The organism is Pseudomonas sp. SMN5, from assembly GCF_052041925.1.
Taxonomy (GTDB): Bacteria; Pseudomonadota; Gammaproteobacteria; order Pseudomonadales; family Pseudomonadaceae; genus Aquipseudomonas.
Map to the genome: position 1 here is coordinate 238,592 of NZ_JBKGGX010000003.1, position 25,442 is coordinate 264,033.

Sequence of the window (25,442 nt, forward strand, 5' to 3'; positions counted from 1 at the left end):
GCCATCGCGAGCAGCTCGCTCCCACAAAGGGGGCGGTGTACACCGATCAATTGTGGGGTGTGACTTGAGAGGTGCGGTGCCTGGCAGGCCGCCTTCGCGAGCAAACCCGCTCCCAGATTCGGGCGGTGTACGCCGTCCCTGTGGGAGCGAGCCTGCTCGCGATGAGGCCCGGACAAACGCTATGGAATCAACCTGCGAGCAACCAGACCCCAGCCCCCGCTGAAGCCGCTCCGGCCAGCCGTACTAGCGGCGCCGCTGCCCGTGGCAATACACGCACCACCGCGAAACCGACGCCATGCAGCGCCGCCGTGGCTGCGACAAACCCTGCCGCGTAGGCCCAAGGGCTCGACATGTCTGGCAATTCCAGACCGTGAGCGACGCCATGGAACAACGCGAATACGGCCGTGGCGCCGACCGCCAGGCTCAATGGCGGACGCACCGCCAATGCCACCGCCAGGCCCAGGGCCAGTACCGAAGCGGCGATTCCACTTTCCATAACCGGCAGCTCCAGTCCTGCGAAACCCAGCAAGCCGCCGATCAGCATCGTGCCAACGAAGGTGCACGGCAGCGCCCAACGCGCCGCGCCTTGTTGCTGCGCGGCCCACAAGCCGACCGCCAGCATCGCCAGCAGATGATCCAGTCCGCCGATGGGGTGCCCGAGACCGGCCATCAGGCCATTGTCGCCATGACCCGGATGGGCGAAGGCCAGGGTCGGGGTCAGCAAAAGCGCGAAGGCGCCGAGGATGCGTTTGAGGGTCATGGAGAGGCTTCCTTGTAATCGGTTTGTAAATTGGAATGAGTCGTCATGCGCCGGTCAGCAGGCCCTGGCGTTCGATGAAGGCGATGATCTCGTCCAGGCCCTGGCCGGTTTTCTGGTTACTGAACACGAACGGCTTGCCGTTGCGCATCCGCCGGGTATCGCCGTCCATCATGTCCAGGGACGCGCCCACCAGCGGCGCCAGGTCGATCTTGTTGATCACCAGCAGGTCGGACTTGCAGATGCCCGGCCCGCCCTTGCGCGGCAGCTTGTCGCCGGCCGAGACGTCGATCACGTAGATCGTCAGGTCCGACAACTCCGGGCTGAAGGTCGCCGAAAGATTGTCACCACCGGACTCCACCAGGATCAGGTCCAGGCCGGGAAAGCGCCGGTTCAACTGGTCCACCGCCTCGAGGTTGATCGAGGCGTCCTCGCGGATGGCGGTGTGCGGACAGCCGCCGGTTTCAACGCCAATGATCCGCTCCGGCGCCAGGGCTTCGTTGCGCACCAGGAAATCGGCGTCTTCGCGGGTGTAGATGTCGTTGGTGACCACCGCCAGGTTGTAGCGATCACGCAGGGCCAGGCACAGGGCCAGAGTCAGGGCGGTCTTGCCGGAACCTACCGGGCCGCCGATGCCGACGCGCAGAGGTTGTGTATTCACGGTGTGTCTCCTAGGAACGGAACAGACGGCTGTACTGGCGCTCATGGGCCATGCACGCCAGGGACAGGCCAAACGCGGCGCTGCCATAGTGATCGGGCTCGATATTCGAGGCGTGGTGCTGGGCCTGTTGCAGCAGCGGCAGCAGTTCGCTGGTCAGGCGCTGGGCGGCCTGCTGGCCCAGCGGCAGGGTTTTCATCAGCACCGCGAGTTGGTTTTCCAGCCAGCTCCACAGCCAGGCGGTGAGTGCATCCTGGGGCGTGATACCCCAGGCACGAGCGGCCAGGGCCCAGCACAAGGCCAGGTGCGGTTCGCTGGTGTGTTCGAAGAAGCGCCGTGCGGCGGTGTCGAGTTCCGGCAAGCCGTTGAGCAGTTGTTGCAGCGAGTAGCCCATCTGCCGGCTCTCCTGGTACAGCTCGCGGGTTTCCCGGCTGGCGCGGTGTGCCTGGCACTGTTGCGCCAGGGCGTGCCAGTCATCGGCGGCCGCTGCGGTGCAGTGCGCCAGCAGCAAGGGGGCCTCGAAGCGTGCCAGGTTCAGCAGCAATTGATCGCTGAGCCAGCGCCGGGCGTCGTCGCAGCTCTTGACCTGGCCGGTGTCCACCGCCATTTCCAGGCCTTGGGAATAGCTGTAGCCGCCAATCGGCAGTTGCGGGCTGGCCAGACGCAGGAGCGCCCAGGCCGGGTTCATGTGCGCACGCCGAACTGATGCAGGCGCGGTGCGTAGTTGAAGTCGTCGTCGCCATGCCGGGAATGATGATGGCCGCCGCCGTAGGCGCCGTGTTCCGGCTGGAACGGGGCTTCGATGGCTTCGGCGACGGCCCCCAATTGTTCGAGCATCGCCTTGAGCACGTAGTCGTCCAGCAGGCGCAACCAGCCATCGCCCACTTGCAGGGCAACATGGCGATTGCCGAGGTGGTAGGCGGCGCGGGTCAGTTCGAAGGCGTTGGCGCAGGTGACATGCAGCAATTGTTCGGGGCGGGCACAGACCCGCACGATGCGACCGTCCTCGGCTTGCAGGCATTCGCCGTCGTACAGCGGCGACTGGCCGCGCTCCAGGAACAGGCCGACGTCTTCGCCCTCGGCACTGAAACAGCGCAAGCGGCTCTTGCTGCGGGCGTCGAAAGTCAGGTGCAGCTCGGCGTCCCAGTGGGGTTCAGGATCGATTCTGCGGTGAATCACCAGCATCGGCGTGCTTCCAGCAATGAACGGTGCTGTGTTTAGAGCAAGGGGCTTGCCAATTGACTGGGCTGTAGGAAACGGCAGGGAAACTGGGAGGTGGGGGTGGGGGTGGGTGGTTCTTTTTGGTGCGAAGACTAAGCGGCGTGCACTATTTTGCGGCTCAAGAAAAAACTTTGTGGGAGCGAGCCTGCTCGCTCCCACAGGGAGAATTTTTTCAATGATTATTCGACGCTTCCCAACCCCTGCCAATGCTTGAGGCCGATAAAGATGAACCGCAGTTGCTGGGTGATCTTCGCCTGGGGCGTGAGGTGTTCAGGCAGGGCTTTGGCGGGTGGGTCGATGATGTCGGGCAGGGTGGCGAACACACTCTTGACGATGAGATCGGCCATCACGCTCAACCCGGCGAAGTCCAGATGCTGCAGCTTGGGCATCAAGGCCAGGTCAGCGGCCAGGTCCGAGCTGATGTCTTCGCGCAGTCGAGCGATGGCCTGGCGCACCGGCAGGGAGCCGCCGTACTGTTCGCGAGCCAGGAACAGGAACTGTGACCGGTTGGCCTGCACGACATCGAGGAATATCCGCACCGATGCGTCGATGATGCCACCCATGACGAACTCGTTGTGGCGCACCAGGCGGATGGTTTCGCGGAAGGTCTGGCCGACCTCGCAGACCAGGGCCAGGCCCAGTTGGTCCATGTCGTCGAAGTGCCGGTAGAATCCGGTGGGCACGATGCCCGCTGTCTTGGCGACCTCCCGCAGGCTCAGGCTACCGAACCCCCGTCCGCACTCCATCAGATGACGGGCAGCGTCCATCAGGGCAATTCGGGTCTGTTGTTTCTGTTCGGCGCGGGGCAGCATCGCAGGACTGACTTCCGAGTCATGGGAGCGACGCACTCTAGCAAATCGGCTTTGCCGACGTCGAACGGTAGAAAGGGGCGTGGGAAACAAGCGCTTTGAAAAATCAAAAGCCCGATTGCAGGAATCGGGCTTTTTTCTGGGCCAGCATGGGCTCAGCTCGCTGTACGGTTGCGTTCGATCACACGGTCACCGCCGCCTTCGGCGAGGGCTTCACCCAGTGGAGTGCGGTCGGAACCGTCGGCTGCAAGGCTTTCACCCAGTGGGGTACGGTCGGAACCGTCGGCTGCAAGGCTTTCACCCAGTGGGGTACGGTCGGAACCGTCGGCTGCAAGGCTTTCACCCAGTGGGGTACGATCGGAACCGTCGGCTGCCAGGCTTTCACCCAGTGGAGTGCGGTCGGAACCGTCGGCTGCGAGGCTTTCACCCAGTGGAGTGCGGTCGGAACCGTCGGCTGCCAGGCTCTGGCCTTGTGGGGTGCGGTCGCCACCGTCCTGGACCAGGCCTTTTTCTTCCAGGCGATCCCGGCCACCTTCTGCGACGGTCTGGCTGTAGACCGAATGGCTATCTTTAACCTGTGGCGTGGCTTGTTCGGAAGCCGGCAGTGCGAAAGCAGTGGAAGCCAGCAGTGAAAGGGACAGACTCATCAGTAATTGGCGTTTCATGATCATTGCTCCTTGGGAGGGCGATAAAGTGGGTACGGAGGCAATGCTACTCTCGATAAGTCGATATAAAAGTTCATAAACGCAATGGTAATAATCAACCGAATTGATTGTTCCGCAGAGAGGCTCTAGATCGGGCCTTTCAGCGGGATGGTTTTGCACGTAAGTGGGTATTTTGTACTCACTCGTGCCTCACAAACGTGCGGGAGCGGTAACAGATAGCTGGCGGATTGGTCAGGATTGGCCGGTCTTCTGATGCCGTTCATCGGCCCTGGTGTTAAACCAGTTGGCCGTTTCGCCAGTCCAATCCATCACGAACGGGCCGAGCACAGGTTCGTCTTTCCAAGCGTCGCGGTCTGGACGCCCTATTTGTCATCAGGAGCCTTGTGCATGACGCGCACTTCAAAAATCCTCGCCTGGAGCCTTGCCAGTCTTTTCGTCTTGCTGGCCGTGCTGGTGCTGGTCATCGCGTTCTTCGATTGGAACCGGATCAAGCCCACGCTCAACGCCAAGGTTTCCGAGGAGTTGCACCGCCCGTTCGCCATTAACGGGAACTTGGCGGTGGTCTGGCAGCGCGAGCCGGAGGAGGGCGGTTGGCGAGCCTGGCTGCCGTGGCCCCATGTCGTGGCCGAGGACTTGAGCCTGGGCAACCCTGACTGGTCGAAGACCCCGCAGATGGCCACGCTCAAGCGTGTCGAATTGCGCATTTCGCCGTTGGCGCTGCTGGCCCGCCGGGTGTCGATCCCGCGCATTGACCTGACCGATCCCAATGCCAATCTGCAACGGCTTGCCGACGGCCGCGCCAACTGGACCTTCCAGTTCGACCCGAAAGACCCCGACGCCGAGCCCTCCAGTTGGGTCGTGGACATTGGCGCGATCGGCTTTGACAAAGGCCACGTCACACTGGACGACCAGACCCTCAAGACCCGGCTCGACCTGATGATCGACCCGTTGGGCAAACCCATTGCGTTCAGCGAGATCGTTGGCGACAAGGCGGCCAAAAAGGTCCAGGAGCAGGGCGCGGCGGCCCAGGACTATGCATTCGCCTTCAAGGTCAACGGGCAATATCACGGGCAGGACCTGAGCGGCTCGGGCAAGGTCGGCGGTTTGCTGGCCTTGCAGGATGCGGCCCGGCCTTTTCCATTGCAGGCCCAGGCGAAGATTGCCGACACGCGCATTGAACTGGCCGGTACCCTGACCGATCCGATGAACCTCGGCGCCCTGGACCTGCGCTTGAAACTGGCCGGCAACAGCCTGGCGCACCTGTACCCGCTCACCGGTGTGACCCTGCCGGATTCTCCGCCCTATGCCACCGATGGCCGGCTGATCGCCAAGCTCCACGAGCCGACTGGCGCGCTGTTTCGCTATGAAGGGTTCAAGGGCAAGATCGGTGACAGCGACATCCATGGCGACCTGGCCTATGCCGCCAGCCAGCCCCGGCCGAAACTCAGCGGCGCGCTGGTCTCCAATCAACTGTTGTTCAGTGACCTGGCGCCGTTGATCGGTGCGGACTCCAGCACTGAGCAAAAGGCCCGTGGCGCTGCGAGCAAGCAGCCGAGCGACAAGGTCCTGCCGGTGGAAGAGTTTCGCACCGAGCGCTGGAGCGCGATGGACGCCGATGTGGAATTCACCGGTAAACGCATCGTCCATAGCGAGCAGTTGCCCTTCACCGATCTCTACACTCATCTGGTACTCCACGACGGCCAGTTGAGCCTCGAACCCCTGCGCTTTGGCGTGGCCGGTGGCAAGCTCGATGCGCAGGTTCGCCTCAACGGGCACACCCAGCCTCTTGAAGGCCAGGCCAGGTTGACGGCGCGCGGCTTCAAGCTCAAGCAGCTGTTCCCGGGTTTCGAACCGATGAAGACCAGCTTCGGCGAATTGAATGGCGATGCCGACATCAGCGGGCGCGGCAATTCGGTCGCGGCGTTGCTCGGCACCTCCAACGGCACCCTGAAGATGCTCATCAACGACGGCGCCATCAGTCGCGAGCTGATGGAGCTGGCGGGGCTGAACGTCGGTAACTATGTGGTGGGGAAAATCTTTGGCGACAAGGAAGTGAAGATCAATTGCGCGGCGGCGGATTTCGATATCAAGACCGGCTTGGCGACCAGCCGCCTGTTCGTGTTCGACACCGAGAACGCGATCATCTACATCGACGGCACCGCAAACATGGCGACCGAACAATTGGACCTGACGGTGACGCCCGAGTCCAAGGGCTGGCGCCTGATTTCCCTGCGCTCGCCGCTGTACGTGCGGGGCACGTTCGCCAAGCCCGCTGCCGGCGTCAAGGCGGTGCCGCTGATGCTGCGCGGCGCCGGGATGGTCGCCCTGGGGGTGATCGCCGCGCCGGCGGCGGGATTGCTGGCGCTGGTTGCACCCAGCGGTGGTGAGCCGAACCAGTGCGCGCCGTTGCTGGAGCAAATGAAGGCGGGCAAGGCGCCGGTGACGGTGAAGCCGACGCGTTGATCAATCATTAAGTTGCAGTGAAGCAGCCGGCCCTATCGCGAGCAGGCTCGCTCCCACATCGAACGGGTTTCTTCAGGAAGAACACGATCACCTGTGGGAGCGAGCCTGCTCGCGATGGCGATATCACAGGTCAGCGAGGATATCGGCCATGTCATCGGCATGCTCTTCTTCCTGAGCCAGGATGTCTTCAAAGATGCGCCGGGTGGTCGGGTCTTTTTCGCCGATGTACTGGATGATTTCCCGGTAGCTGTCGATGGCGATCCGTTCGGCCACCAGGTCTTCGTAGACCATCTCCTTGAGCGTATTGCCCGCCACGTATTGCGCATGGGAATGCCGGGTCAACAGGTCGGGGTTGAATTCCGGCTCGCCGCCCAGTTGCACGATGCGCTCGGCCAGTTTGTCGGCATGTTCGGCTTCCTGGGTCGCGTGTTCGAGGAATTCCCCGGCCGCCACGCCGGCCTTGAGGCCGGTTGCCATGAAATAGTGGCGCTTGTAGCGCAGCACGCACACCAGTTCGGTGGCCAGTGCTTCGTTGAGCAGGCGGATGATTTCCTGTCGGTCGGCACCGTAGCCCTCGGTCACCGCGCCGTTCTGCACATTCTGCCGGGCGCGCTCGCGCAAGGTGGTTACGTCGGTCAAGTGCATGTCGTTCATCTCGTTCTCCTGGAGGCTGATCCGGTTGAGGTGTCGCGCTCTGCAGGCGCGATCGCTCTGAATCTGAGTGACTCGCGCCTGGAAAAGTTTTACCGGATCTTTCAGCAGGCTCTTCCCCTGGCCTCCCAATCAAACCGCAGACAGGCGTGCCTCCTCCTCAAGCCATTGGAAGAATGCGCGCACCGGCGCATGGCGTTCGCGCCCCGGTACGCACAGGGCGCTATAACCGGCGCCCTTGACCTGAATCTCGGGCCGATAAGCCACCAGCAAGCCGCTGGCCACGCTCGCAGAAACTAGAATGTTGCTCGCCAGCACCAGGCCCTGTCCGGCAATCGCCGCCTGCAAGGCGTAATGCTCCTCGTCGTACTCGCGCACGCAAGGTTGCCGGGTGAGCCAATCTTCCCCGGCCCGGGCGCACCAGGCGTCCCAGCCGTGGGCATAAAGCTTGGAGTTGTGCCAGCGCACGCTGATCAATGTGGGGGGCTGCCGCGCTGCCAGGGACACCTGGTCGGGCGAGCCGTAGACGCCAAAATGTTCGTCGAACAGGCACAGGCCATAAAGGTTCGGGTAACTGTCCAGGCTATAGCGCAGCACCAGGTCGACGCTGGCATCCTGATGCAGGTCGATCACCTCGCAGTGGGTGTCCAGGCGCACATTGATGTTCGGGTGACGTGCGTAAAACCGTCCCAGGCGCGGCACCAGCCACAGCGCGGCAAACGCCGCCGTAGTGGAGAGTGTCAGGTGCGTGTTGCTGCGTTGCGGGCGCAGGGTCTCGACGCTTTGCGCCACGTCCAGCAAGGCCCCATGCAGGCTATGAAACAACCGCTGGCCGCCGTCGGTGAGACGTACCTGACGTGGCAAGCGTTCGAACAGTTGCACGCCCAGCCAGGTTTCCAGGGCGCGGATCTGATGGGAAACCGCAGTGGGCGTCACTGATAACTCTTCGGCGGCTGCCTTGAAACTGAGCAGGCGCGCGGCGGATTCGAAGGCACGCAAGGCGTTGAGAGGCAGGGCAGAGAACATCGACGGGCGCTCGGTTATGGGTGAGAAAAGCTCATCCAGCTTGATTAGCGTTCGTTTGTCGGGAAATGCAATCGACCGTCAATCTGATGGCTCCAGGCAGTTCTGAGTGTAGCTGAACAACAGGAGCTTCAGATGAGCAATATTCTTGTGGTACATGGCAGCCCCCGTGGCGAACGTTCCCATTCGCGGCGTCTGGCCGAGGCGTTTCTCTCCGCCTGGCAGGCGGTGCATCCCGATGCTGTGCCGACCCGTCGCGAAGTGGGGCGCACACTGGTTCCTCCCGTCAACGAAGCCTTCATCGCCGCCGCGTTCTACCCCGAGCCCCAGGCCCGGCCGCTGACCATGCAGGCGGACCTGGCCCTGAGCGACGCCCTGGTCGCGGAGCTGCAGGCCCACGACCGGCTGGTGATTTCCGCGCCCATGCATAACTTCAGCGTGCCCAGCGGTGTGAAGGCCTGGATCGACCAGATCGTGCGGATCGGCCTGACGTTCAATCACAGCCTGGACAATGGTGTATCGCACTACGAGCCGTTGCTGCTGGGCAAGAAGGCCTTGATCGTGACCAGCCGTGGCGACTTCGGCTTTGGCCCCGGTGGCCCATTGGAGGGCATGAACCACGCCGACACGCTGTTGCGTACGGTCTTGGGTTTCATCGGCATCACCGACGTGACGGTGGTGGCCGCCGAAGGCGAGGAGTCGGCCGAGCGCAGCTTTGCGTTGTCTTGCGCCGAGGCAGAACAGCGCTTGCTGACCCTGGCCCGGAGCTTCTGATGGCCTGGGTCCTGCTGCTGGTCGCCGCCGGGTTCGAGGTTACCTTTGCCATGGGGATGAAATACGCCGAGGGCTTCACCCGGTTCTGGCCCTCGCTGGTCACAGTGCTGGCCGCCGTGGGCGGGATCGGCTGCCTGACCCTGTCGATGCGCGAACTGCCAGTGAGCGTGGCCTACCCGATCTGGACCGCCATCGGTTCATTGGGCACGGTGTTCCTGGGGGTTGCGCTGCTCGGTGAGAGCCTGACGCTGATGAAAGTCGTTTCGGTGGGGCTGATAGTGGCGGGCGTGGCCGGGCTGAAGTGACGCAGGTGTCATAGACTGGTCATCATCGATGTCGATGCTGACCACCTCTTGATCACAAGGATGTTGCCATGTCGCAACGCTGCGCCACTCGCTACCCCCTGGTACTGGTTCCGGGCATGCTCGGGTTCATTCGCCTGGTGCTGTATCCGTACTGGTATGGGATCGTCGCGGCATTGCGCCAGGAAGGTGCGGTGGTGGTAGAGGTGAAAGTTTCGCCGCTGCATTCATCCGAGGTGCGTGGCGAGCAGCTACTGTCGCGCATCGAGGAGGTCCTGCGCCAGACTGGCGCGCAGAAGGTCAACCTGATCGGCCACAGCCAGGGCAGTCTCACTGCCCGCTACGCCGCCGCCATGCGCCCGGACCTGGTGGCCTCGGTCACTTCCGTGGCCGGTACCAATCACGGCTCCGAACTGGCCGACTACCTGCAAACCCACTACCCGGCCGACAGTGCCAAGGGCCGCCTGCTCAGTGCCGCCCTGCGCCTGGTCAATGCCCTGATGAGCCTGTTGGAGACCGGTTATCGCGGGCCCAGGTTGCCGGTGGATATCCAGGCCTCCCACGCCTCCCTCACCACGGCCGGGGTGGCACTGTTCAACCAGCGTTATCCGCAAGGACTGCCACAGCACTGGGGCGGGCACGGAACGGAGGAGGTCAACGGCGTGCGCTATTACTCCTGGTCCGGGACCCTGCAGCCGGGCAAGACCGACAGGGGCCGCAACCTGTTCGACGGCACCCACCGCAGTTGCCGCCTGTTCGCCCGCACATTCGTGCGCGAGGCGGGGCAGTGCGACGGCATGGTCGGACGGTTCAGCTCGCACCTGGGCACGGTCATTGGCGATGACTATCCGCTGGATCATTTCGACATCGTCAATCAGTCGCTGGGGCTGGTGGGCAAGGGTGCCGAGCCGATCCGGTTGTTTGTCGAGCATGCAGAGCGATTGAAAGCGGCTGGGGTTTAGGCCATCGAGCAGCACCGTGTAATCGTTCATCGCAAGCAGGCTCGCTCCCACAGGGTTTCGCGGGCGGGTGCGCAAATGGCTACCTTTTGGGAGCTAGCCTGCTCGCGATGACGGCATTCGGGCAGATCGACCTGAGGAAGGTGTAACAGGCTTTGTCTACACTGCAACACGTCGCCGTACCCTCCGGGCGGCCTTCAGGAGAAATTCCATGAAAATGCTGCGTGTCCCGTTGTTGCTGATCGGTTTGCTGGCATGCTCCCAGGGCTTCGCCGCGACGGCGCAACAGACCAAGATGACCACCTGCAACGCCGACGCCAGCGCCAAGGCGCTCAAGGGCGATGAGCGCAAAGCGTTCATGAGCGAATGCCTCAAGACCAAGCCGCCAGAGGTGCGAGGCGGCACGCCGCAGGAGCGCATGAAGAACTGCAATGCCGTTGCCACCACCAAGGCGCTCAAGGGTGATGAGCGCAAGGCGTTCATGAGTGATTGCCTGAAGAACAAGTGACGTTTTGCGTCAGTGCGGGCCTCATCGCGAGCAAGCTCGCTCCCACATAGGATTGGCGTGGCTCGGTCCATTGTGGGAGCGAGCTTGCTCGCGATGGGCCTGCACAGACGCTGCAAAAACCTCTGAACTGCGCCAGAGATCGGCCGATACAATCCCTAGTGCTGCTCGCTGAAGGCTGGCAGACTGCCAATCCTTTCACGCCGTTCGTTCTTGAGGCTGTATGCCAACGTTTTCTCAGCGTCATGTGTTGTTGGTGATCAGTTGGGTGATCATTTTCGGTGGGTTGTTGCTGGTGCTGCCGCTGCGCCTGCTGCCGAGCCTGTTGGCCGGGTTGCTGGTGTTCGAGCTGGTCAACATGCTCACGCCCCAGTTGCAGCGTTTGATCGAAGGCCGACGGGCCCGTTGGCTGGCGGTGGCGCTACTGGGAACGCTGGTGGTCAGTGTGCTGACGCTGATTTTCGCCGGCGCAATCAGTTTCCTGTTGCATGAAGCGGAGAACCCCGGTGCGTCCCTGGACAAGTTCATGGGTGTGGTCGACCGAGCCCGTGGACAACTGCCGCCGTTCATCGACGCCTACCTGCCGGCCAGCGCCGCCGAGTTCCGGGTGGCCATCGGCGCCTGGATGAGCAAGCACCTGAGCGAGCTGCAACTGGTGGGCAAGGATGCGGCCCATATGTTCGTGACGCTGCTGATCGGCATGGTCCTGGGGGCCATCGTCGCCCTGCAGCGCATCCCCGACCTGACCAAGCGCAAACCCCTGGCCGCCGCGCTGTTCGATCGCCTGAACCTGCTGGTCAAGGCGTTTCGCAATATCGTCTTCGCGCAGATCAAGATTTCCCTGCTCAACACCTTCTTCACCGGGATTTTCCTGGCGGTGGTGCTGCCGCTGTTCGGCATCAAATTGCCGCTGACCAAGACCCTGATCGTAATGACCTTCCTGCTGGGCTTGCTGCCGGTCATCGGCAACCTGCTCTCCAACACCTTGATCACCATCGTCGGCCTGTCGCTGTCGATCTGGGTGGCGGTGGCGGCGCTGGGTTACCTGATCGTGATCCACAAGCTGGAATATTTCCTCAATGCGCGGATCGTTGGCGGGCAAATCAGCGCCAAGTCCTGGGAACTGCTCATGGCGATGCTGGTGTTCGAGGCGGCGTTCGGGTTGCCTGGGGTAGTGGCGGGGCCGATCTATTATGCGTATCTCAAGAGTGAGTTGAAGCAGATCGGGATGGTCTAGGACAGCGGTTGCCGGTTGCCGGTTGCCGGTTGCCGGTTGCGAGCTTCAAGCTTCAAGCTTCAAGCTTCAAGTAAAAGCTATCGGCGATAACCCGACTGCTCTTCCTTGAAGCTTGCAGCTCAAAGCTCGAAGCTGCTTTTTATCCATAGCGCTTCATCGCCTCGATCGCCAACCCGCTGCCGATGCTGCCGAAGATGTTGCCTTCCACATGCCGTGCCTGGGGCAGCATGGCCGAGACGCTGTTGCGCAGCGCCGGGATGCCGCTGGAACCACCGGTGAAGAACACCGTGTCGACCTGATCGACGCCGACGTTGGCATCGCCCAGCAATTGCGTGACGCTGGTGCGCACTCGCTCCAGCAGACCATCAATGGCCGACTCGAACAGGGCCCGGCTCAGGTCCACGCTCAGGCCCGGTTCGATCCGGTCCAGGGCCACGTGGCGCTGGTCGGTGTGGGTCAGCTGGATCTTGGTTTCTTCCACTTCCATCGCCAACCAATGCCCGGCGCGTTGTTCGATCAGCTTGAACAGCCGGTCGATGCCGCCGGTGTCTTCAATGTCGTAGCGCATGCTGCTCAGGGCCAGGGTGGATTTCTGTGAGTACACCCCGTTGATGGTGTGCCAGGTCGCCAGGTTCATGTGGTGGCTGGTGGGCATGTAGGCGCCGCTCTTCATGCGGCTGCCGTAGCCGAACAGCGGCATCAGGCCGGCCAGCGACAATTGCTTGTCGAAGTCGGTGCCGCCGATGTGCACGCCACCGGTGGCGAGGATGTCGGCGTGGCGGTTGTCGTGCATGCGGCGCTCGGGTGACAGGCGCACCAGGGAGAAGTCCGAGGTACCGCCGCCGATGTCGACGATCAACACCAGCTCTTCTTTGGTGATGGTCGATTCATAATCGAACGCCGCCGCGATGGGTTCGTACTGGAACGAGACTTCCTTGAAGCCGATGGCGCGGGCCACATCCGCCAGGGTGTTTTCCGCTTCCTGGTCGGCCGCCTCATCATCGTCGACGAAATACACCGGACGACCCAACACCACCTCTTCGAACTCCCGACCGGCGGTGGCTTCGGCGCGTTTTTTCAGCTGGCCGATGAACAATCCCAGCAGATCCTTGAATGGCATCGCCGTGCCCAACACGCTGGTGTCGTGCTTGATCAGCTTGGAACCCAGCAGGCTCTTGAGCGAGCGCATCAACCGGCCTTCGTAGCCTTCCAGGTATTCGTGCAGGGCCAGGCGGCCGTATACCGGGCGACGCTCCTCTAGATTGAAAAAGACCACCGAGGGCAGGGTGATCTTGTCGTCCTCCAGCGCGATCAGCGTTTCCATACCGGGGCGCAGCCAGCCGACGGTGGAGTTGGACGTGCCGAAGTCGATGCCGCAGGCACGGGCTGGGGATGCGTTTTTCATGTCTTTCAGCTTCCGGGTGAAAAAACGGCCGCGCAGTGTATGCCAGTGCGGCGCGGATTCGAAGGCCGGCGATCTGCTAATTCCGGAACATCGGCCTTGAAAGACGCGGTTTTGTCCCCAAACTTGCTGGCATGGGTCTGGCAGCACAGGGCGGTTACAAGAACCGCCACCTTCTGCCGATAAACTTCTGACGTACCGCCCGGTCCCAATCTTGAGGTCGGTCAACCCGCTGTCCGGTCATCCGGGCAGGCTGTGCGTGGCGGTGCGACATCGATAACGGATGGTGATGCTTAGATGGATTTCAAAGACTACTACAAGATCCTGGGTGTCGAGCCGACGGCCGACGATGCCACGATCAAGGCCGCCTATCGAAAACTGGCGCGCAAATATCACCCGGACGTGAGCAAGGAAAAAGACGCCGAGACCCGGTTCAAGGACGTCTCCGAAGCCTATGAAGCGCTCAAGAGCGCCGACAAACGCGCCGAATACGACGACCTGCGCCGCTACGGCCAGCACGGCCAACCATTCCAGGGCCCGCCGGGCTGGCAGAGCCGCGGTGGTTTTGGCGGTCAGGACACCGGCGACTTTTCGGATTTCTTCAGTTCGATTTTCGGTAATCGCGGGCCGGGTTTCGGCGGCGGACATTCAGGTCGCAGCGCCGGCCGTCGAGGACAAGACGTGGAATTGGAATTACCGATCTTCCTGGAAGAAACCCTCGCGAGCGAGTCGAAAAAAGTCAGCTACCAGGTGCCGCAATACAACGCGGCGGGCCAGCACGTGAGCAACACCAGTAAAAGCCTGAACGTGAAGATCCCGCTGGGCGTGACCGACGGCGAGCGCATCCGCCTCAAGGGCCAGGGCGCGCCGGGTATTGGCGGTGGCGCCAATGGCGACTTGTACCTGACCATCCGCTTCGCGCCGCACCCCAAGTTCGACGTCGAGGGTCAGGACCTGATCATCACCTTGCCCCTGGCTCCATGGGAGTTGGCGCTGGGCGCCGAAGTGGCGGTCCCGACCCTCACCGGCAAGATCAACCTCAAGGTTCCGGCCGGCAGCCAGAACGGCCAGCGCATGCGCGCCAAGGGCCACGGCTTGCGTAACAAGGCCGGTGAGCGCGGTTACCTGTTCGTCCAGCTCAAGGCTGTGATGCCCAAGGCCAGCGACGACACAATCAAGGGCCTATGGGCGGAGCTGGCGAAGAAAGCCGCGTTCGACCCACGGGAGAATTTCTGATTGTTTGAGGGCTAGACTCGACAGTCAAGGCATTGGGAGAAGCAGACCATGAACAACCCGATCATTGAACTGAACTTGAGCGAATTCTGCGAAGCCGCCGCGTTGCAGGATGTCCATGTCATCGAAATCGTCGCCCATGGCATCCTCGAACCCCACGGCGCGGCGCCGAAGGATTGGCGTTTCACCGACTACGAACTGGTCCTGGCCCGCCGCGCCGCCAGGCTGCGCCGCGAGCTGGAGCTGGAATGGGAAGGCGTCGCCCTGGCGCTGGACCTGCTGGAGGAAGTGCAGCACCTGCGCAACGAAAACCGCATGCTCAAGCAGCGGTTGGGGCGGTTGGTGGAGTGAAGCATATATTCCTGAGCCAGATGTAAGCCTTGTGGCGAGGGAGCTTGCTCCCGCTGGGGCGCGAAGCGGCCCTGAAAAAATGGGCCTGCTGCGCAGTCCAGCGGGAGCAAGCTCCCTCGCCACAGGAAACGGGTCAGGCCATCGTCAAAACAGAAAATACCGCTGCGCCATCGGCAGCACTTCAGCCGGCTCACACCACAACAACACCCCATCGGCCTTGACCTGATAGGTCTGTGGGTCGACGTCGATGCTCGGCAGGTAGTCGTTGTGGATCAGGTCGGTCTTCTGCACGTCGCGGCAGCCTTTGACCACGGCGATTTTCTTTTTCAACCCGAGCTGCTCCGGCAGCCCCGCTGCGGCGGCGGCCTGGCTGATGAAGGTCAGGCTGGTGGCGTGGCGCGAGCCTGCGAAGCTGGCGAACATCGGCCGGTAATGCACTGGCTGCGGCGTCGGGATCGAGGCGTTGGCGTCGCCCATCAAACTGGCGGCAATGGCCCCTCCCTTGAGGATCAGGGTCGGCTTGACGCCGAAAAACGCCGGGCGCCACAGCACCAGGTCGGCCCACTTGCCGACTTCGATGGAGCCCACTTCATGACTGATGCCATGGGTGATCGCCGGGTTGATGGTGTACTTGGCGATGTAGCGCTTGATCCGGAAGTTATCGTTACCTTCGCCATCGCCGGGCAATGCGCCGCGCTGTTTTTTCATCTTGTCGGCGGTCTGCCAGGTGCGGGTGATGACTTCGCCGACGCGGCCCATGGCCTGGCTGTCGGAGCTGATCATCGAAAACGCGCCGAGGTCATGGAGGATGTCTTCGGCGGCGATGGTCTCGCGGCGGATACGGCTCTCGGCGAACGCCACGTCTTCGGCAATGCTCGGGTCCAGGTGATGGCAGACCATCAACATGTCCAGGTGTTCGTCGATGGTGTTGCGGGTGAACGGCCGGGTCGGGTTGGTGGAGCTCGGCAGCACGTTGGCGAAGCCGCAGGCCTTGATGATGTCCGGTGCGTGACCGCCACCGGCGCCTTCGGTGTGGTAGGTGTGGATGGTGCGGCCCTTGAACGCGGAGAGGGTGGTTTCGACGAAGCCTGATTCGTTGAGGGTGTCGGTGTGGATCGCCACCTGGACGTCGTACTGGTCGGCCACGCTCAGGCAGTTGTCGATGGCCGCCGGCGTGGTGCCCCAGTCTTCGTGCAGTTTCAGGCCGATGGCGCCGGCCTTGACCTGTTCGATCAACGGCTCCGGCAGACTGGCGTTGCCTTTGCCGGTCAGGCCGATGTTCATCGGGAAGGCATCGGCGGCCTGGAGCATGCGCGCCAGGTGCCAGGGGCCGGACGTGCAAGTGGTGGCGTTGGTCCCGGTGGCCGGCCCCGTGCCGCCGCCGATCATGGTGGTGACGCCGCTCATCAGCGCTTCTTCGATCTGCTGCGGGCAGATGAAGTGAATGTGGGTGTCGATGCCGCCAGCGGTGAGGATCATGCCTTCGCCGGCGATCACTTCGGTACTGGCGCCGATGGCGATGGTCACATCCGGCTGGATGTCCGGGTTACCGGCCTTGCCAATGGCGGCAATGCGTCCGTCCTTGAGGCCGACATCGGCCTTGACGATACCCCAGTGGTCGATGATCAGCGCATTGGTGATCAAGGTGTCCACGACCTCGGCGGCCAGCAGTTGGCCCTGGCCCATGCCGTCGCGAATCACCTTACCGCCGCCGAATTTCACTTCTTCGCCATAGGTGGTGAAGTCTTTTTCCACTTCGATCCACAACTCGGTGTCGGCCAGGCGCACCTTGTCGCCGACGGTGGGGCCGAACATGTCGGCATATGCCTGACGACTTATTTTCATTTCATGGTTCCTCGGAACTGAGCTGCAAGCTTCAAGCTGCAAGCCTCAAGTAACAACAAAGCGAAGGGGAGCGCCGCAAACCGCTGTTTCTTGCAGCTTGCAGCTAGAGACTTGCAGATGAAGTCTACAAGTCGCCCATGATTCGTCCCGCGAACCCGTAAACTCGCCGCAACCCAGCCAGATCGACAAGCTCGACTTCCCGACTCTGGCCCGGCTCGAAGCGCACGGCGGTGCCGGCCGGGATGTTCAGGCGCATGCCGCGGCTGGCGGCGCGGTCGAAGGTCAGGGCGTCGTTGGTCTCGAAGAAGTGATAGTGCGAGCCGACCTGGATCGGCCGGTCGCCGCTGTTGGCAACGCTCAGCGTCAGGGTGCGGCGCCCGGCGTTGAGTTCGATTTCGCCGGGCTGGACCTGGTATTGGCCTGGAATCATTGCGGTTGCCCCAAAGTCTTGTAGTAGATGGCGGTCGGGGTGTAGGTCCCGTCCGGGCTCTGGCAGTAGTCCGGCAGTTCGCCGACACGGGTATAGCCCAGGGCTTTGTAAAACGCTTCGGCTTCGGAGCCGGCCTGGGTGTCCAGATACAGCAGGCCGCGCTTGTGCTGGCGTGCGCCGAGTTCCAGGGCGTTCATCAGCTGCTGGCCCAGGCCGCGGCGGCGGGCATCGCCGCGTACCAGCAGCTTCTGCACTTCGGCCCGGTTCAGGCCGTTGGGTTTCTGGCACAGGGCAAGCTGGACGCTGGCCTGGACTTGCTCATCCTTGACCACTACCCACAGCAACAGACTGCCTTGGTTGAGGCTGGCCTGGACCTCGTCGAAATAGGCACGGGCCTGGGCCGCATCGAGGTCGGCCATGAAGCCGACACTGGCGCCGTGTCCCACGGCATCAAGCAACAGATCGATCAGGCCCTGGCGATAATGCGCAAAGCTCTCAGCGTGGACTCGACGCAACTGGGCAGCGTTCATCGCGGTTCACTCCTTGTTGGCAGCAGGCGCAGGTGCGCCGGGATTGAGGGTCAACTGCATGAACGTCAGGTCCAGCCAGCGACCGAACTTGGTGCCCACCTGGGGCATTTGCCCGGTGGTGACGAAACCGGCCCGCTCGTGCAGTCGAATCGAGGCCGCGTTGCCGCTTTCGATGGCGGCCACCATGATGTGTTTGCCACAGGTCCTGGCGCGTTCGATCAGCGCGCTCATCAACTGCGGGCCGAGACCATTGCCGCGCTGGTCATTGCGCACGTACACCGAATGCTCGACGGTGTGGCGGAAGCCGTCGAAGGGCCGCCAGTCGCCGAACGAAGCGTAGCCGAGGACGTTGTCGTCGGCATCGACCACCACCAATACCGGATAACCCTGGGCTTGCCGGGCGCTGAACCAGGCCTGGCGATTGCCTAGGTCCACGGCCTGCTCGTTCCAGATCGCCGTGGTGTTCAGTACCGCGTCGTTGTAGATGTCGCGGATCGCTGGCAGGTCAGTGTGCCGGGCATCCCGAACGTGATAAGTCATGGCGCGGCCTCAAGCGATGGGTTGGTGAACGGTGACCAGTTTGGTGCCGTCGGGAAATGTCGCCTCCACCTGGATCTCCGGGATCATTTCCGGGATACCTTCCATTACCTGTTCGCGGGTCAGCAACGTGGTGCCGTAGTGCATCAGCTCGGCCACGGTCTGGCCGTCCCTGGCGCCTTCGAGCAGGGCTGCGGAAATATAGGCCATGGCCTCGGGGTAGTTGAGTTTCAAGCCACGGGCCAGCCGCCGCTCGGCAACGAGGCCGGCGGTGAAGATCAGCAGCTTGTCTTTTTCGCGTGGAGTCAGGTCCATGGGCAGTCCGTAAAGGCAGTTAAATAAATTCGGGTTAACTACACACAGCCCCTGTGGGAGCGAGCCTGCTCGCGATAGCGGTGTGTCGGTCAACTGCTATGTTGAAGCTTCCATTGCTATCGCGAGCAAGCTCGCTCCCACAGAAAAGCCAAATCATGTGCTCCAGATTCTTGGGGGGACGGCCTCTCGACCGAGCAACGCTGGCCGCAGCAAACGCCACAACTCAACCAACCACCCCCGCGCCAGCAACGCCTCGCTCGCCAGGCACCGCGCCACGACCAGCCCAGGCAGTTGGGTCAGGTCACCGCGCACCGCATGGTCCAGGGATCGGCATTGCTCCAACAATTCGCTATCGATTTCACCCGTCACCAGCAACGTGGCGAACACCGGATCCCCGCCCAGCCCGATGGCCGAGTCCAGCAATCCGTCGTCGCCGACGATGCGCTGGCGTTCATGCCACAGCAACTGGCCGTCGCGGCGAATGTCCAGCCGCGACTGGAAATGCCCGAGGTCGAATCGCTCACCGCTGGCCGGTCGGCCCAGGGCGACTACGTCCCAATAGAACAAACGCCCATCGCCTTGCAGGTCGATGCGGGTGCTGAGTTCGGCCTGGGCCGCGCTGAAGACGATGGTTTCCTGAGGCAGCCATTCCAGGGTCGCGCCGGGGCTGACCTCCAGGGTCAGGTTCTGATACGCCGGGCCGCCGGCGCGATACCACTTGGCCGCGCCAGGGCTGGTCAGCTGTGCCCAGGCGCCCGGGCCGACACTGGCCGAAATATCCAGGCGGTCGCCTCCGGCAATTCCGCCCGGTGGGTGGACGATGATGTGCTGGCACACCTCGGGCCCTTCGGCGTACAAATGCTTTTGCACCCGCAACGGGCCTTTATGGCGGCGTTGGACCGGGCGGGTACAGTCGCCGAACCGGGCGTAGCCGAGCTCCAGCGCCGCTTGCCAGCTGGGGGTGAACAGCGCCGCGGGCGCCAACGGAAAGACAGGTAGGTTCATGGTTTCTGATGATTCTCGGGACGCTACAGACTAGATCGTAACCAGTGCGCGTACACCCTCGGCTTCCATATTTTCCCCGCGCCCCTGTTGCACGATCTCGCCTCGGGACATCACCAGGTACTGATCGGCCAGTTCGGCGGCGAAGTCGTAAAACTGCTCCACCAGCAGAATCGCCATGTCGCCCCGGGCCGCCAGTTTCTTGATGACGGCACCGATCTCCTTGATCACCGACGGCTGGATGCCCTCAGTGGGTTCGTCGAGGATCAGCAGCCGCGGTCGGCTCGCCAGCGCCCGGCCAATCGCCAGTTGCTGTTGCTGGCCGCCGGACAAGTCACCGCCACGACGCTGTTTCATCTGCAACAGCACCGGGAACAGTTCATAGATGAACGTCGGTACTTCCTTGGCCTCGGAGCCTGGGAAACGCGACAGGCCCATCAGCAGGTTTTCTTCCACCGTCAGCCGACCGAAAATCTCGCGGCCCTGGGGCACATAGGCGATGCCGGCATGCACCCGTTGGTGCGGCTTGGATGTGGTGATCGGCTGGCCTTCCCAGTTCACCGCGCCTTCCTTGGCCGGCAACAGGCCCATCAGGCACTTGAGCAGGGTAGTTTTGCCCACGCCGTTGCGCCCCAACAGGCACGTCACCTCGCCGACCTTCACATCGAACGACAGGCCCCGCAGGATGTGGCTACCGCCGTAGTATTGGTGAAGATGTTGGACCTGTAACATTTGAACTCCGTTCGTAGGGCTTCAAGCGGCAAGCTTCAAGCGGCAAGTAAGAGCGGGACGGTGCGAGACTTGCTTTAACTGGCCGCTTGAAGCTTGCGGCTCGAAGCTGGCCGATTCATCTTCCCAAATAAACTTCAACGACTCGTTCATCGGCCTGCACCTGCGCCAGCGACCCTTCGGCCAGCACGCTGCCCTGGTGCAGCACGGTGACGTGGTCGGCAATCGCGCCGACGAAGCCCATGTCGTGTTCCACCACCATCAGCGAATGCTTGCCCGCCAGGGACTTGAATAGCTCGGCGGTGAAGTCGGTCTCGGCGTCGGTCATGCCGGCCACCGGTTCGTCCAGCAATAACAGTTGCGGATCCTGGACCAACAGCATGCCGATCTCCAGGAACTGCTTCTGTCCGTGGGACAGCAACCCGGCGGGGCGATTGACCGAGGTGGTGAGGCGGATGGTCTCCAGCACTTCGCTGATGCGCTCATGCTGCTCGCCGCTCAGCCTGGCCCGCAGGCTGGCCCACACCGACTTGTCGGTCTTGAGCGCCAACTCCAGGTTTTCGAACACACTCAGGGCTTCGAACACCGTGGGTTTCTGGAACTTGCGACCGATGCCGGCCTGGGCAATCTGCACCTCGCTCATGCTGGTCAGGTCCAGGGTTTCGCCGAACCAGGCCTTGCCGTGGCTGGGGCGGGTTTTGCCGGTGATCACGTCCATCAACGTGGTCTTGCCCGCGCCGTTGGGGCCGATGATGCAGCGCAATTCGCCAACGCCGATGTACAGGTTCAGATCGTTCAGGGCCTTGAAACCGTCGAAGCTGACGCTGATGTCCTCCAGGGTCAGGATCGTGCCGTGGCGGGTGTTCAGGCCAATGCCTGCGGCCTGGCCGAGGCCGATGGCGTCGCGGCTGCTGCCCTGGTCTTTGTTGGGTTCCAGGATGGGTTCGAGCATGAAGTCGGCCGTGGGTGTGATTCTCATTGTTCGCCCCTTTTCTTCAGCAACCCGATCACGCCCTTGGGCAGGTACAAGGTCACGACGATGAACAGCGCACCGAGGAAGAACAACCAATATTCAGGAAACGCCACGGTGAACCAGCTCTTCATGCCATTGACCACGCCGGCGCCCAGCAGCGGTCCGATCAAGGTGCCACGTCCGCCAAGGGCCACCCACACGGCGGCCTCGATAGAGTTGGTCGGTGACATTTCGCTGGGGTTGATGATGCCCACCTGCGGCACGTACAACGCACCGGCCAGGCCGCACAGCACCGCGCTCAGTACCCAGACGAAGAGCTTGAAGCCACGGGGGTCGTAGCCGCAGAACATCAACCGGTTCTCGGCATCGCGCAGGGCGGTCAGCACCCGGCCGAACTTGCTGCGGGCCAGGCGCCAGCCGAGGAACAGGCTCACCACCAACAGCAGCACCGTAGCCAGGAACAACACGGCCCGGGTGCCCGGCTCGGTGATGCCGAAGCCCAGGATCGAACGGAAATTGGTGAAGCCGTTGTTGCCGCCAAACCCGGTCTCGTTGCGGAAGAACAGCAGCATGCCGGCGAAGGTCAGCGCCTGGGTCATGATCGAGAAATACACACCCTTGATCCGCGAGCGGAAGGCAAAGAAGCCGAACACCAGCGCCAGCAGACCGGGGGCCAGCACCACCAGGGCCAACGCCCAGAGGAAGCTGTCGGTGCCGGTCCAGTACCAGGGCAATTCGGTCCATGACAGGAAGGTCATGAAGGCCGGCAGGCCATCGCCGGCCGCCTGGCGCATCAGGTACATGCCCATGGCGTAGCCGCCCAGGGCGAAGAACAGGCCGTGGCCGAGGGAGAGCAGGCCGGCGTAACCCCAGACCAGATCCAGCGCCAGGGCAACGATGGCGTAACAAAGGATTTTGCCCACCAGCGTCAGGGTATAGGCCGAGACTTGTAGCGGGTTGTCCGCCGACAACAGCGACAGCAACGGCAGGCTCAGCAGCACGGCGAGCACCAACGCGCCGACCACAAGGGTGACTTTGGGACCGGCCTTTTGCGTGGCCGTGACGATCAGGGGCTGGTTCATCAGTCGATTACCCGTCCTTTGAGCGCGAAGAGGCCTTGCGGACGCTTCTGGATGAACAGAATGATCAACGCCAGGATCAGGATCTTGCCGAGCACGGCGCCGATCTGCGGTTCGAGGATCTTGTTGGCGATGCCCAGGCCGAAGGCCGCATAGACGCTACCGGCCAGTTGACCGACGCCGCCGAGCACCACCACCAGGAAGGAATCGATGATGTAGCTCTGGCCCAGGTCCGGGCCGACGTTGCCGATCTGGCTCAGGGCCACGCCGCCGAGCCCGGCGATTCCCGAACCCAGGCCGAAGGCGAGCATGTCGACGCGGCCTGTAGGCACGCCGCAGCAGGCCGCCATGTTGCGGTTCTGGGTCACGGCGCGCACGTTGAGACCCAGGCGCGTCTTGTTCAGCAACAGCCACGTCAGCACTACCACGAACAGCGCAAAGGCGATGATCACGATGCGGTTGTACGGCAGCACCAGGTTCGGCAATACCTGGATCCCGCCCGACAGCCAGGCCGGGTTGGCGACCTCGACGTTCTGCGCGCCGAATACCAGGCGCACCAGTTGGATCAGCATCAGGCTGATGCCCCAGGTGGCGAGCAGGGTCTCCAGCGGACGGCCATAGAGGTGGCGGATCACCGTGCGTTCCAGGGCCATGCCGATGACGGCGGTGATGAAAAACGCCACGGGCAGCGCGACCAGCGGATAGAACTCGATGGCATCGGGGGCAAAGCGCTGAAACAGCATCTGCACCACGTAGGTGGAATAGGCGCCGAGCATCAGCATTTCGCCGTGGGCCATGTTGATCACCCCCAGCAGACCGAAGGTGATCGCCAGGCCGAGGGCGGCGAGCAGCAGGATCGAGCCCAGGGACATGCCGCTGAAGGCCTGGCCGAGCAGCTCGCCGACCAGCAACTTGCGCTTGACCTGGCTGAGGCTGGTTTCGGCGGCGGTGCGTACGTTGGCATCGGTTTCGACGCCGGGTTCGAGCAAGCCCTCGAGGCGAGTACGAGCCAGCGGGTCGCCGGTTTCTCCCAGCAGCCGGACGGCGGCCAGGCGCACGCCGGGGTTGCTATCCACCAGTTGCAGATTGGCCAGCGCCAGGCTCAGGGCGGCATGCACGTCTTCGTTCTGTTCACCGGCCAGTTGCCGGTCGAGAAACGCCAGTTGGGCCGGGCGTGCGCTTTTCTGCAACTGCCGGGCGGCGTCAAGGCGCACGCGGGCATCGGCGGCGAGCAGTTGGTGGCTGGCGAGGGCGGTTTCGATCAGCCCGCGCAAGCGGTTGTTCAAGCGCAGGGTCTTGGGTTGGCCGTCGAGGGTCAACTGGCCTTGCTGCAAGGCGTCGATCAACTCGACGCGCCCAGGCTCGGGCTGCGCGGCCCAGGTTTCCAGGAGCCTGGCCTGCTGGGTCGGGTTGGCGGCGACGAAGTCTTCGGCGTCGCCGGCGTGGGTGGCCACTGGTAACAGCAGCACCAGGGCGAGGATGAGGCGGTAGAGGGCAGTGGGCATAGAAAATCGCCTTACGCGGACAATGTGGGAGCGAGCTTGCTCGCGATAGCGGTGGTTCAGTGTGCAGTTATGCTGAATGTGCCGCCGTCATCGCGAGCAAGCTCGCTCCCACAAGGGAGTTGTGTTGGCTTAAGCACCGTGCTCAAGCCGACACCCATGGGCTCAGTTGCTCTTCACCGCATAGTCGGGCTTCTTGTCGTTGCCGGCGATGAACGGGCTCCATGGCTGGGCGCGGATCGGGCCTTCGGTCTGCCAGACCACGTTGAACTGACCGTCGTCCTGGATCTCGCCGATCATCACCGGCTTGTGCAGGTGGTGATTGGTCTTGTCCATGGTCAGGGTGTAGCCCGACGGTGCGGCGAAGGTCTGGCCGGCCAGGGCTTCGCGGACTTTGTCGACATCGGTGGACTTGGCTTTCTCCACCGCTTGGGCCCACATGTGGATCCCTACATAGGTGGCTTCCATCGGGTCGTTGGTCACCGCCTTGTCGGCGCCCGGCAGGTTCTTGGCCTTGGCGTAGGTTTTCCAGGCGTCGACGAATTTCTTGTTCGCCGGGTTATCCACCGACTCGAAGTAGTTCCACGCCGCCAGGTTGCCCACCAGCGGCTTGGTGTCGATGCCGCGCAGTTCTTCTTCGCCCACCGAGAACGCCACCACCGGAACGTCGGTGGCTTTCAGGCCCTGATTCGCCAGTTCCTTATAGAACGGCACGTTGGAGTCGCCATTGACCGTGGAGATGACGGCGGTCTTGCCGCCGGCCGAGAACTTCTTGATGCTCGCCACGATGGTCTGGTAATCGCTGTGGCCGAACGGGGTGTAGACCTCTTCGATGTCCTTGTCCGCCACACCTTTGGAATGCAGGAATGCGCGCAGGATCTTGTTGGTGGTGCGCGGGTAGACGTAGTCGGTGCCCAGCAGGAAATAGCGCTTGGCACTGCCGCCTTCTTCACTCATCAAATATTCCACCGCCGGGATCGCCTGCTGGTTCGGCGCTGCGCCGGTGTAGAACACGTTCGGCGACATCTCTTCGCCTTCATACTGCACCGGGTAGAACAGCAGGCCGTTGAGTTCTTCGAATACCGGCAACACCGATTTACGCGACACCGAGGTCCAGCAGCCGAACACTACCGCGACCTTGTCCTGGGTCAGCAACTGCCGGCCCTTTTCCGCGAACAACGGCCAGTTCGACGCCGGGTCCACGACCACCGCTTCAAGCTTCTTGCCGTTCACCCCGCCCTTGGCGTTGATCTCGTCAATGGTCATCAGGGCCATGTCCTTGAGAGACGTCTCGGAAATCGCCATGGTGCCGGACAGCGAATGCAGGATACCGACCTTGATGGTCTCGGCGGCCTGGACGGTCCAGGCCATGCCCATCGCGGCAATGCTTGCCGAGAGTGTAAAAGCCTTGATCAAGCTACGACGCTTCATTGTGCGATCTCCGTGGACTTTATGAGTTTTCTTGGTTGGCAGATGCAGACGCTGAAGGA

At 62.7% G+C, this 25,442-nt stretch carries 28 protein-coding genes; 8 read left to right on the forward strand and 20 right to left on the reverse strand.

Features of this window, described 5'->3' with window-relative positions; all coding sequences use genetic code 11:
* Positions 1-187 precede the first annotated feature (187 nt).
* The 6 genes from ACLEJR_RS04420 to ACLEJR_RS04445 all read right to left on the reverse strand — a co-directional run bounded on the left by ACLEJR_RS04420 (position 188) and on the right by ACLEJR_RS04445 (position 4,110).
* Positions 188-760 carry a HupE/UreJ family protein gene (locus ACLEJR_RS04420; protein ID WP_440812379.1) on the reverse strand — a complete coding sequence of 191 codons (573 nt, stop codon included), beginning with the start codon at positions 758-760 and terminating at the stop codon, positions 188-190.
* A gap of 43 nt (positions 761-803) precedes the next feature.
* Positions 804-1,418, reverse strand: coding sequence for an urease accessory protein UreG (gene ureG, locus ACLEJR_RS04425; protein ID WP_440796530.1), 615 nt, complete (start codon positions 1,416-1,418; stop codon positions 804-806).
* Between the two features lie 10 nt (positions 1,419-1,428).
* A complete protein-coding gene (locus ACLEJR_RS04430; protein ID WP_440812381.1) occupies positions 1,429-2,103 on the reverse strand; it encodes an urease accessory protein UreF in 675 nt (224 codons plus the stop codon).
* Positions 2,100-2,600: an urease accessory protein UreE gene (gene ureE, locus ACLEJR_RS04435; RefSeq protein WP_440812384.1), complete on the reverse strand. Its 501-nt coding sequence runs from the start codon at positions 2,598-2,600 to the stop codon at positions 2,100-2,102. Before ureE ends, ACLEJR_RS04430 begins: the two co-directional genes overlap by 4 nt.
* A gap of 215 nt (positions 2,601-2,815) precedes the next feature.
* Positions 2,816-3,448, reverse strand: coding sequence for a TetR family transcriptional regulator (locus ACLEJR_RS04440; RefSeq protein ID WP_440812516.1), 633 nt, complete (start codon positions 3,446-3,448; stop codon positions 2,816-2,818).
* A gap of 152 nt (positions 3,449-3,600) precedes the next feature.
* Entirely contained in the window at positions 3,601-4,110 is a 510-nt protein-coding gene (locus tag ACLEJR_RS04445; protein ID WP_440812387.1) for a hypothetical protein, read from the reverse strand.
* 387 nt (positions 4,111-4,497) lie between these two features.
* Between ACLEJR_RS04445 and ACLEJR_RS04450 the strand changes: the two genes are divergently transcribed.
* Positions 4,498-6,573 (forward strand): AsmA family protein, encoded by a 2,076-nt coding sequence (locus ACLEJR_RS04450; RefSeq protein WP_440812390.1) that lies wholly within the window; start codon positions 4,498-4,500, stop codon positions 6,571-6,573.
* Positions 6,574-6,696: 123 nt separating this feature from the next.
* Here ACLEJR_RS04450 and ACLEJR_RS04455 read toward each other — a convergent pair whose 3' ends face one another.
* Both ACLEJR_RS04455 and ACLEJR_RS04460 read right to left on the reverse strand, forming a co-directional pair.
* Entirely contained in the window at positions 6,697-7,227 is a 531-nt protein-coding gene (locus ACLEJR_RS04455) for a ferritin-like domain-containing protein (RefSeq protein WP_440796535.1), read from the reverse strand.
* A 129-nt stretch (positions 7,228-7,356) separates the two neighbouring features.
* The gene (locus ACLEJR_RS04460) at positions 7,357-8,250 is read right to left on the reverse strand and encodes a LysR substrate-binding domain-containing protein (RefSeq protein WP_440796536.1); all 894 of its coding nucleotides are present in this window, start codon (positions 8,248-8,250) and stop codon (positions 7,357-7,359) included.
* A gap of 132 nt (positions 8,251-8,382) precedes the next feature.
* Between ACLEJR_RS04460 and ACLEJR_RS04465 the strand changes: the two genes are divergently transcribed.
* The 5 genes from ACLEJR_RS04465 to ACLEJR_RS04485 all read left to right on the forward strand — a co-directional run bounded on the left by ACLEJR_RS04465 (position 8,383) and on the right by ACLEJR_RS04485 (position 12,024).
* Entirely contained in the window at positions 8,383-9,021 is a 639-nt protein-coding gene (locus tag ACLEJR_RS04465; protein WP_440812393.1) for an FMN-dependent NADH-azoreductase, read from the forward strand.
* Positions 9,021-9,326, forward strand: a complete 306-nt coding sequence (locus ACLEJR_RS04470) for a DMT family transporter (protein ID WP_440796538.1) — start codon at positions 9,021-9,023, stop codon at positions 9,324-9,326. The genes ACLEJR_RS04465 and ACLEJR_RS04470 overlap by 1 nt, the downstream gene beginning before the upstream one ends.
* 68 nt (positions 9,327-9,394) lie before the next feature.
* Positions 9,395-10,285, forward strand: a complete 891-nt coding sequence (locus tag ACLEJR_RS04475; protein WP_440812396.1) for an alpha/beta fold hydrolase — start codon at positions 9,395-9,397, stop codon at positions 10,283-10,285.
* Positions 10,286-10,493: 208 nt separating this feature from the next.
* Positions 10,494-10,790, forward strand: a complete 297-nt coding sequence (locus tag ACLEJR_RS04480; protein WP_440796540.1) for a PsiF family protein — start codon at positions 10,494-10,496, stop codon at positions 10,788-10,790.
* 220 nt (positions 10,791-11,010) lie between these two features.
* Entirely contained in the window at positions 11,011-12,024 is a 1,014-nt protein-coding gene (locus ACLEJR_RS04485) for an AI-2E family transporter (RefSeq protein ID WP_440796541.1), read from the forward strand.
* Between the two features lie 139 nt (positions 12,025-12,163).
* Here ACLEJR_RS04485 and ACLEJR_RS04490 read toward each other — a convergent pair whose 3' ends face one another.
* Positions 12,164-13,429 (reverse strand): Hsp70 family protein, encoded by a 1,266-nt coding sequence (locus tag ACLEJR_RS04490; RefSeq protein ID WP_440812399.1) that lies wholly within the window; start codon positions 13,427-13,429, stop codon positions 12,164-12,166.
* Positions 13,430-13,723: 294 nt separating this feature from the next.
* Here ACLEJR_RS04490 and ACLEJR_RS04495 point away from each other — a divergent pair, with 294 nt between their 5' ends.
* A complete protein-coding gene (locus ACLEJR_RS04495; RefSeq protein WP_440796543.1) occupies positions 13,724-14,662 on the forward strand; it encodes a DnaJ C-terminal domain-containing protein in 939 nt (312 codons plus the stop codon).
* A gap of 48 nt (positions 14,663-14,710) precedes the next feature.
* Positions 14,711-15,010 (forward strand): chaperone modulator CbpM, encoded by a 300-nt coding sequence (locus tag ACLEJR_RS04500; protein WP_245138702.1) that lies wholly within the window; start codon positions 14,711-14,713, stop codon positions 15,008-15,010.
* A 144-nt stretch (positions 15,011-15,154) separates the two neighbouring features.
* On the opposite strand, the gene ureC is transcribed toward ACLEJR_RS04500, so the two are convergent.
* The 11 genes from ureC to urtA form a co-directional block, all read right to left on the reverse strand.
* A complete protein-coding gene (ureC, locus tag ACLEJR_RS04505; RefSeq protein ID WP_440812401.1) occupies positions 15,155-16,855 on the reverse strand; it encodes an urease subunit alpha in 1,701 nt (566 codons plus the stop codon).
* Between the two features lie 124 nt (positions 16,856-16,979).
* Positions 16,980-17,285 (reverse strand): urease subunit beta, encoded by a 306-nt coding sequence (locus ACLEJR_RS04510; RefSeq protein ID WP_440796545.1) that lies wholly within the window; start codon positions 17,283-17,285, stop codon positions 16,980-16,982.
* The gene (locus tag ACLEJR_RS04515) at positions 17,282-17,815 is read right to left on the reverse strand and encodes a GNAT family N-acetyltransferase (protein ID WP_440796546.1); all 534 of its coding nucleotides are present in this window, start codon (positions 17,813-17,815) and stop codon (positions 17,282-17,284) included. Before ACLEJR_RS04515 ends, ACLEJR_RS04510 begins: the two co-directional genes overlap by 4 nt.
* A gap of 6 nt (positions 17,816-17,821) precedes the next feature.
* Positions 17,822-18,355: an N-acetyltransferase family protein gene (locus ACLEJR_RS04520; protein WP_440796547.1), complete on the reverse strand. Its 534-nt coding sequence runs from the start codon at positions 18,353-18,355 to the stop codon at positions 17,822-17,824.
* Between the two features lie 9 nt (positions 18,356-18,364).
* Positions 18,365-18,667 (reverse strand): urease subunit gamma, encoded by a 303-nt coding sequence (ureA, locus tag ACLEJR_RS04525; RefSeq protein WP_047227360.1) that lies wholly within the window; start codon positions 18,665-18,667, stop codon positions 18,365-18,367.
* Between the two features lie 153 nt (positions 18,668-18,820).
* Positions 18,821-19,672, reverse strand: a complete 852-nt coding sequence (locus ACLEJR_RS04530) for an urease accessory protein UreD (RefSeq protein WP_440812403.1) — start codon at positions 19,670-19,672, stop codon at positions 18,821-18,823.
* A 30-nt stretch (positions 19,673-19,702) separates the two neighbouring features.
* Positions 19,703-20,401, reverse strand: a complete 699-nt coding sequence (gene urtE / locus ACLEJR_RS04535; RefSeq protein ID WP_440796549.1) for an urea ABC transporter ATP-binding subunit UrtE — start codon at positions 20,399-20,401, stop codon at positions 19,703-19,705.
* 115 nt (positions 20,402-20,516) lie between these two features.
* Positions 20,517-21,377 carry an urea ABC transporter ATP-binding protein UrtD gene (gene urtD / locus ACLEJR_RS04540; protein WP_440812406.1) on the reverse strand — a complete coding sequence of 287 codons (861 nt, stop codon included), beginning with the start codon at positions 21,375-21,377 and terminating at the stop codon, positions 20,517-20,519.
* Positions 21,374-22,453: an urea ABC transporter permease subunit UrtC gene (gene urtC / locus ACLEJR_RS04545; protein ID WP_440812408.1), complete on the reverse strand. Its 1,080-nt coding sequence runs from the start codon at positions 22,451-22,453 to the stop codon at positions 21,374-21,376. Before urtC ends, urtD begins: the two co-directional genes overlap by 4 nt.
* Positions 22,453-23,955, reverse strand: a complete 1,503-nt coding sequence (gene urtB / locus ACLEJR_RS04550; protein WP_440812410.1) for an urea ABC transporter permease subunit UrtB — start codon at positions 23,953-23,955, stop codon at positions 22,453-22,455. Before urtB ends, urtC begins: the two co-directional genes overlap by 1 nt.
* A 162-nt stretch (positions 23,956-24,117) precedes the next feature.
* Positions 24,118-25,383, reverse strand: coding sequence for an urea ABC transporter substrate-binding protein (gene urtA / locus ACLEJR_RS04555; RefSeq protein ID WP_440796553.1), 1,266 nt, complete (start codon positions 25,381-25,383; stop codon positions 24,118-24,120).
* Between the last annotated feature and the right edge of the window lie 59 nt (positions 25,384-25,442).

What these genes read in the sequence shown, in the direction of transcription:
- ACLEJR_RS04420 (WP_440812379.1), bottom strand. Translation starts at nt 760, where the DNA reads ATGACCCTCAAACGCATCCTCGGCGCCTTCGCGCTTTTGCTGACCCCG.
- ACLEJR_RS04430 (WP_440812381.1), bottom strand. Translation starts at nt 2,103, where the DNA reads ATGAACCCGGCCTGGGCGCTCCTGCGTCTGGCCAGCCCGCAACTGCCG.
- ureE (WP_440812384.1), bottom strand. Translation starts at nt 2,600, where the DNA reads ATGCTGGTGATTCACCGCAGAATCGATCCTGAACCCCACTGGGACGCC.
- ACLEJR_RS04440 (WP_440812516.1), bottom strand. Translation starts at nt 3,448, where the DNA reads ATGCTGCCCCGCGCCGAACAGAAACAACAGACCCGAATTGCCCTGATG.
- ACLEJR_RS04445 (WP_440812387.1), bottom strand. Translation starts at nt 4,110, where the DNA reads ATGAAACGCCAATTACTGATGAGTCTGTCCCTTTCACTGCTGGCTTCC.
- ACLEJR_RS04450 (WP_440812390.1), top strand. Translation starts at nt 4,498, where the DNA reads ATGACGCGCACTTCAAAAATCCTCGCCTGGAGCCTTGCCAGTCTTTTC.
- ACLEJR_RS04455 (WP_440796535.1), bottom strand. Translation starts at nt 7,227, where the DNA reads ATGAACGACATGCACTTGACCGACGTAACCACCTTGCGCGAGCGCGCC.
- ACLEJR_RS04460 (WP_440796536.1), bottom strand. Translation starts at nt 8,250, where the DNA reads ATGTTCTCTGCCCTGCCTCTCAACGCCTTGCGTGCCTTCGAATCCGCC.
- ACLEJR_RS04465 (WP_440812393.1), top strand. Translation starts at nt 8,383, where the DNA reads ATGAGCAATATTCTTGTGGTACATGGCAGCCCCCGTGGCGAACGTTCC.
- ACLEJR_RS04470 (WP_440796538.1), top strand. Translation starts at nt 9,021, where the DNA reads ATGGCCTGGGTCCTGCTGCTGGTCGCCGCCGGGTTCGAGGTTACCTTT.
- ACLEJR_RS04475 (WP_440812396.1), top strand. Translation starts at nt 9,395, where the DNA reads ATGTCGCAACGCTGCGCCACTCGCTACCCCCTGGTACTGGTTCCGGGC.
- ACLEJR_RS04480 (WP_440796540.1), top strand. Translation starts at nt 10,494, where the DNA reads ATGAAAATGCTGCGTGTCCCGTTGTTGCTGATCGGTTTGCTGGCATGC.
- ACLEJR_RS04485 (WP_440796541.1), top strand. Translation starts at nt 11,011, where the DNA reads ATGCCAACGTTTTCTCAGCGTCATGTGTTGTTGGTGATCAGTTGGGTG.
- ACLEJR_RS04490 (WP_440812399.1), bottom strand. Translation starts at nt 13,429, where the DNA reads ATGAAAAACGCATCCCCAGCCCGTGCCTGCGGCATCGACTTCGGCACG.
- ACLEJR_RS04495 (WP_440796543.1), top strand. Translation starts at nt 13,724, where the DNA reads ATGGATTTCAAAGACTACTACAAGATCCTGGGTGTCGAGCCGACGGCC.
- ACLEJR_RS04500 (WP_245138702.1), top strand. Translation starts at nt 14,711, where the DNA reads ATGAACAACCCGATCATTGAACTGAACTTGAGCGAATTCTGCGAAGCC.
- ureC (WP_440812401.1), bottom strand. Translation starts at nt 16,855, where the DNA reads ATGAAAATAAGTCGTCAGGCATATGCCGACATGTTCGGCCCCACCGTC.
- ACLEJR_RS04510 (WP_440796545.1), bottom strand. Translation starts at nt 17,285, where the DNA reads ATGATTCCAGGCCAATACCAGGTCCAGCCCGGCGAAATCGAACTCAAC.
- ACLEJR_RS04515 (WP_440796546.1), bottom strand. Translation starts at nt 17,815, where the DNA reads ATGAACGCTGCCCAGTTGCGTCGAGTCCACGCTGAGAGCTTTGCGCAT.
- ACLEJR_RS04520 (WP_440796547.1), bottom strand. Translation starts at nt 18,355, where the DNA reads ATGACTTATCACGTTCGGGATGCCCGGCACACTGACCTGCCAGCGATC.
- ureA (WP_047227360.1), bottom strand. Translation starts at nt 18,667, where the DNA reads ATGGACCTGACTCCACGCGAAAAAGACAAGCTGCTGATCTTCACCGCC.
- ACLEJR_RS04530 (WP_440812403.1), bottom strand. Translation starts at nt 19,672, where the DNA reads ATGAACCTACCTGTCTTTCCGTTGGCGCCCGCGGCGCTGTTCACCCCC.
- urtE (WP_440796549.1), bottom strand. Translation starts at nt 20,401, where the DNA reads ATGTTACAGGTCCAACATCTTCACCAATACTACGGCGGTAGCCACATC.
- urtD (WP_440812406.1), bottom strand. Translation starts at nt 21,377, where the DNA reads ATGAGAATCACACCCACGGCCGACTTCATGCTCGAACCCATCCTGGAA.
- urtC (WP_440812408.1), bottom strand. Translation starts at nt 22,453, where the DNA reads ATGAACCAGCCCCTGATCGTCACGGCCACGCAAAAGGCCGGTCCCAAA.
- urtB (WP_440812410.1), bottom strand. Translation starts at nt 23,955, where the DNA reads ATGCCCACTGCCCTCTACCGCCTCATCCTCGCCCTGGTGCTGCTGTTA.
- urtA (WP_440796553.1), bottom strand. Translation starts at nt 25,383, where the DNA reads ATGAAGCGTCGTAGCTTGATCAAGGCTTTTACACTCTCGGCAAGCATT.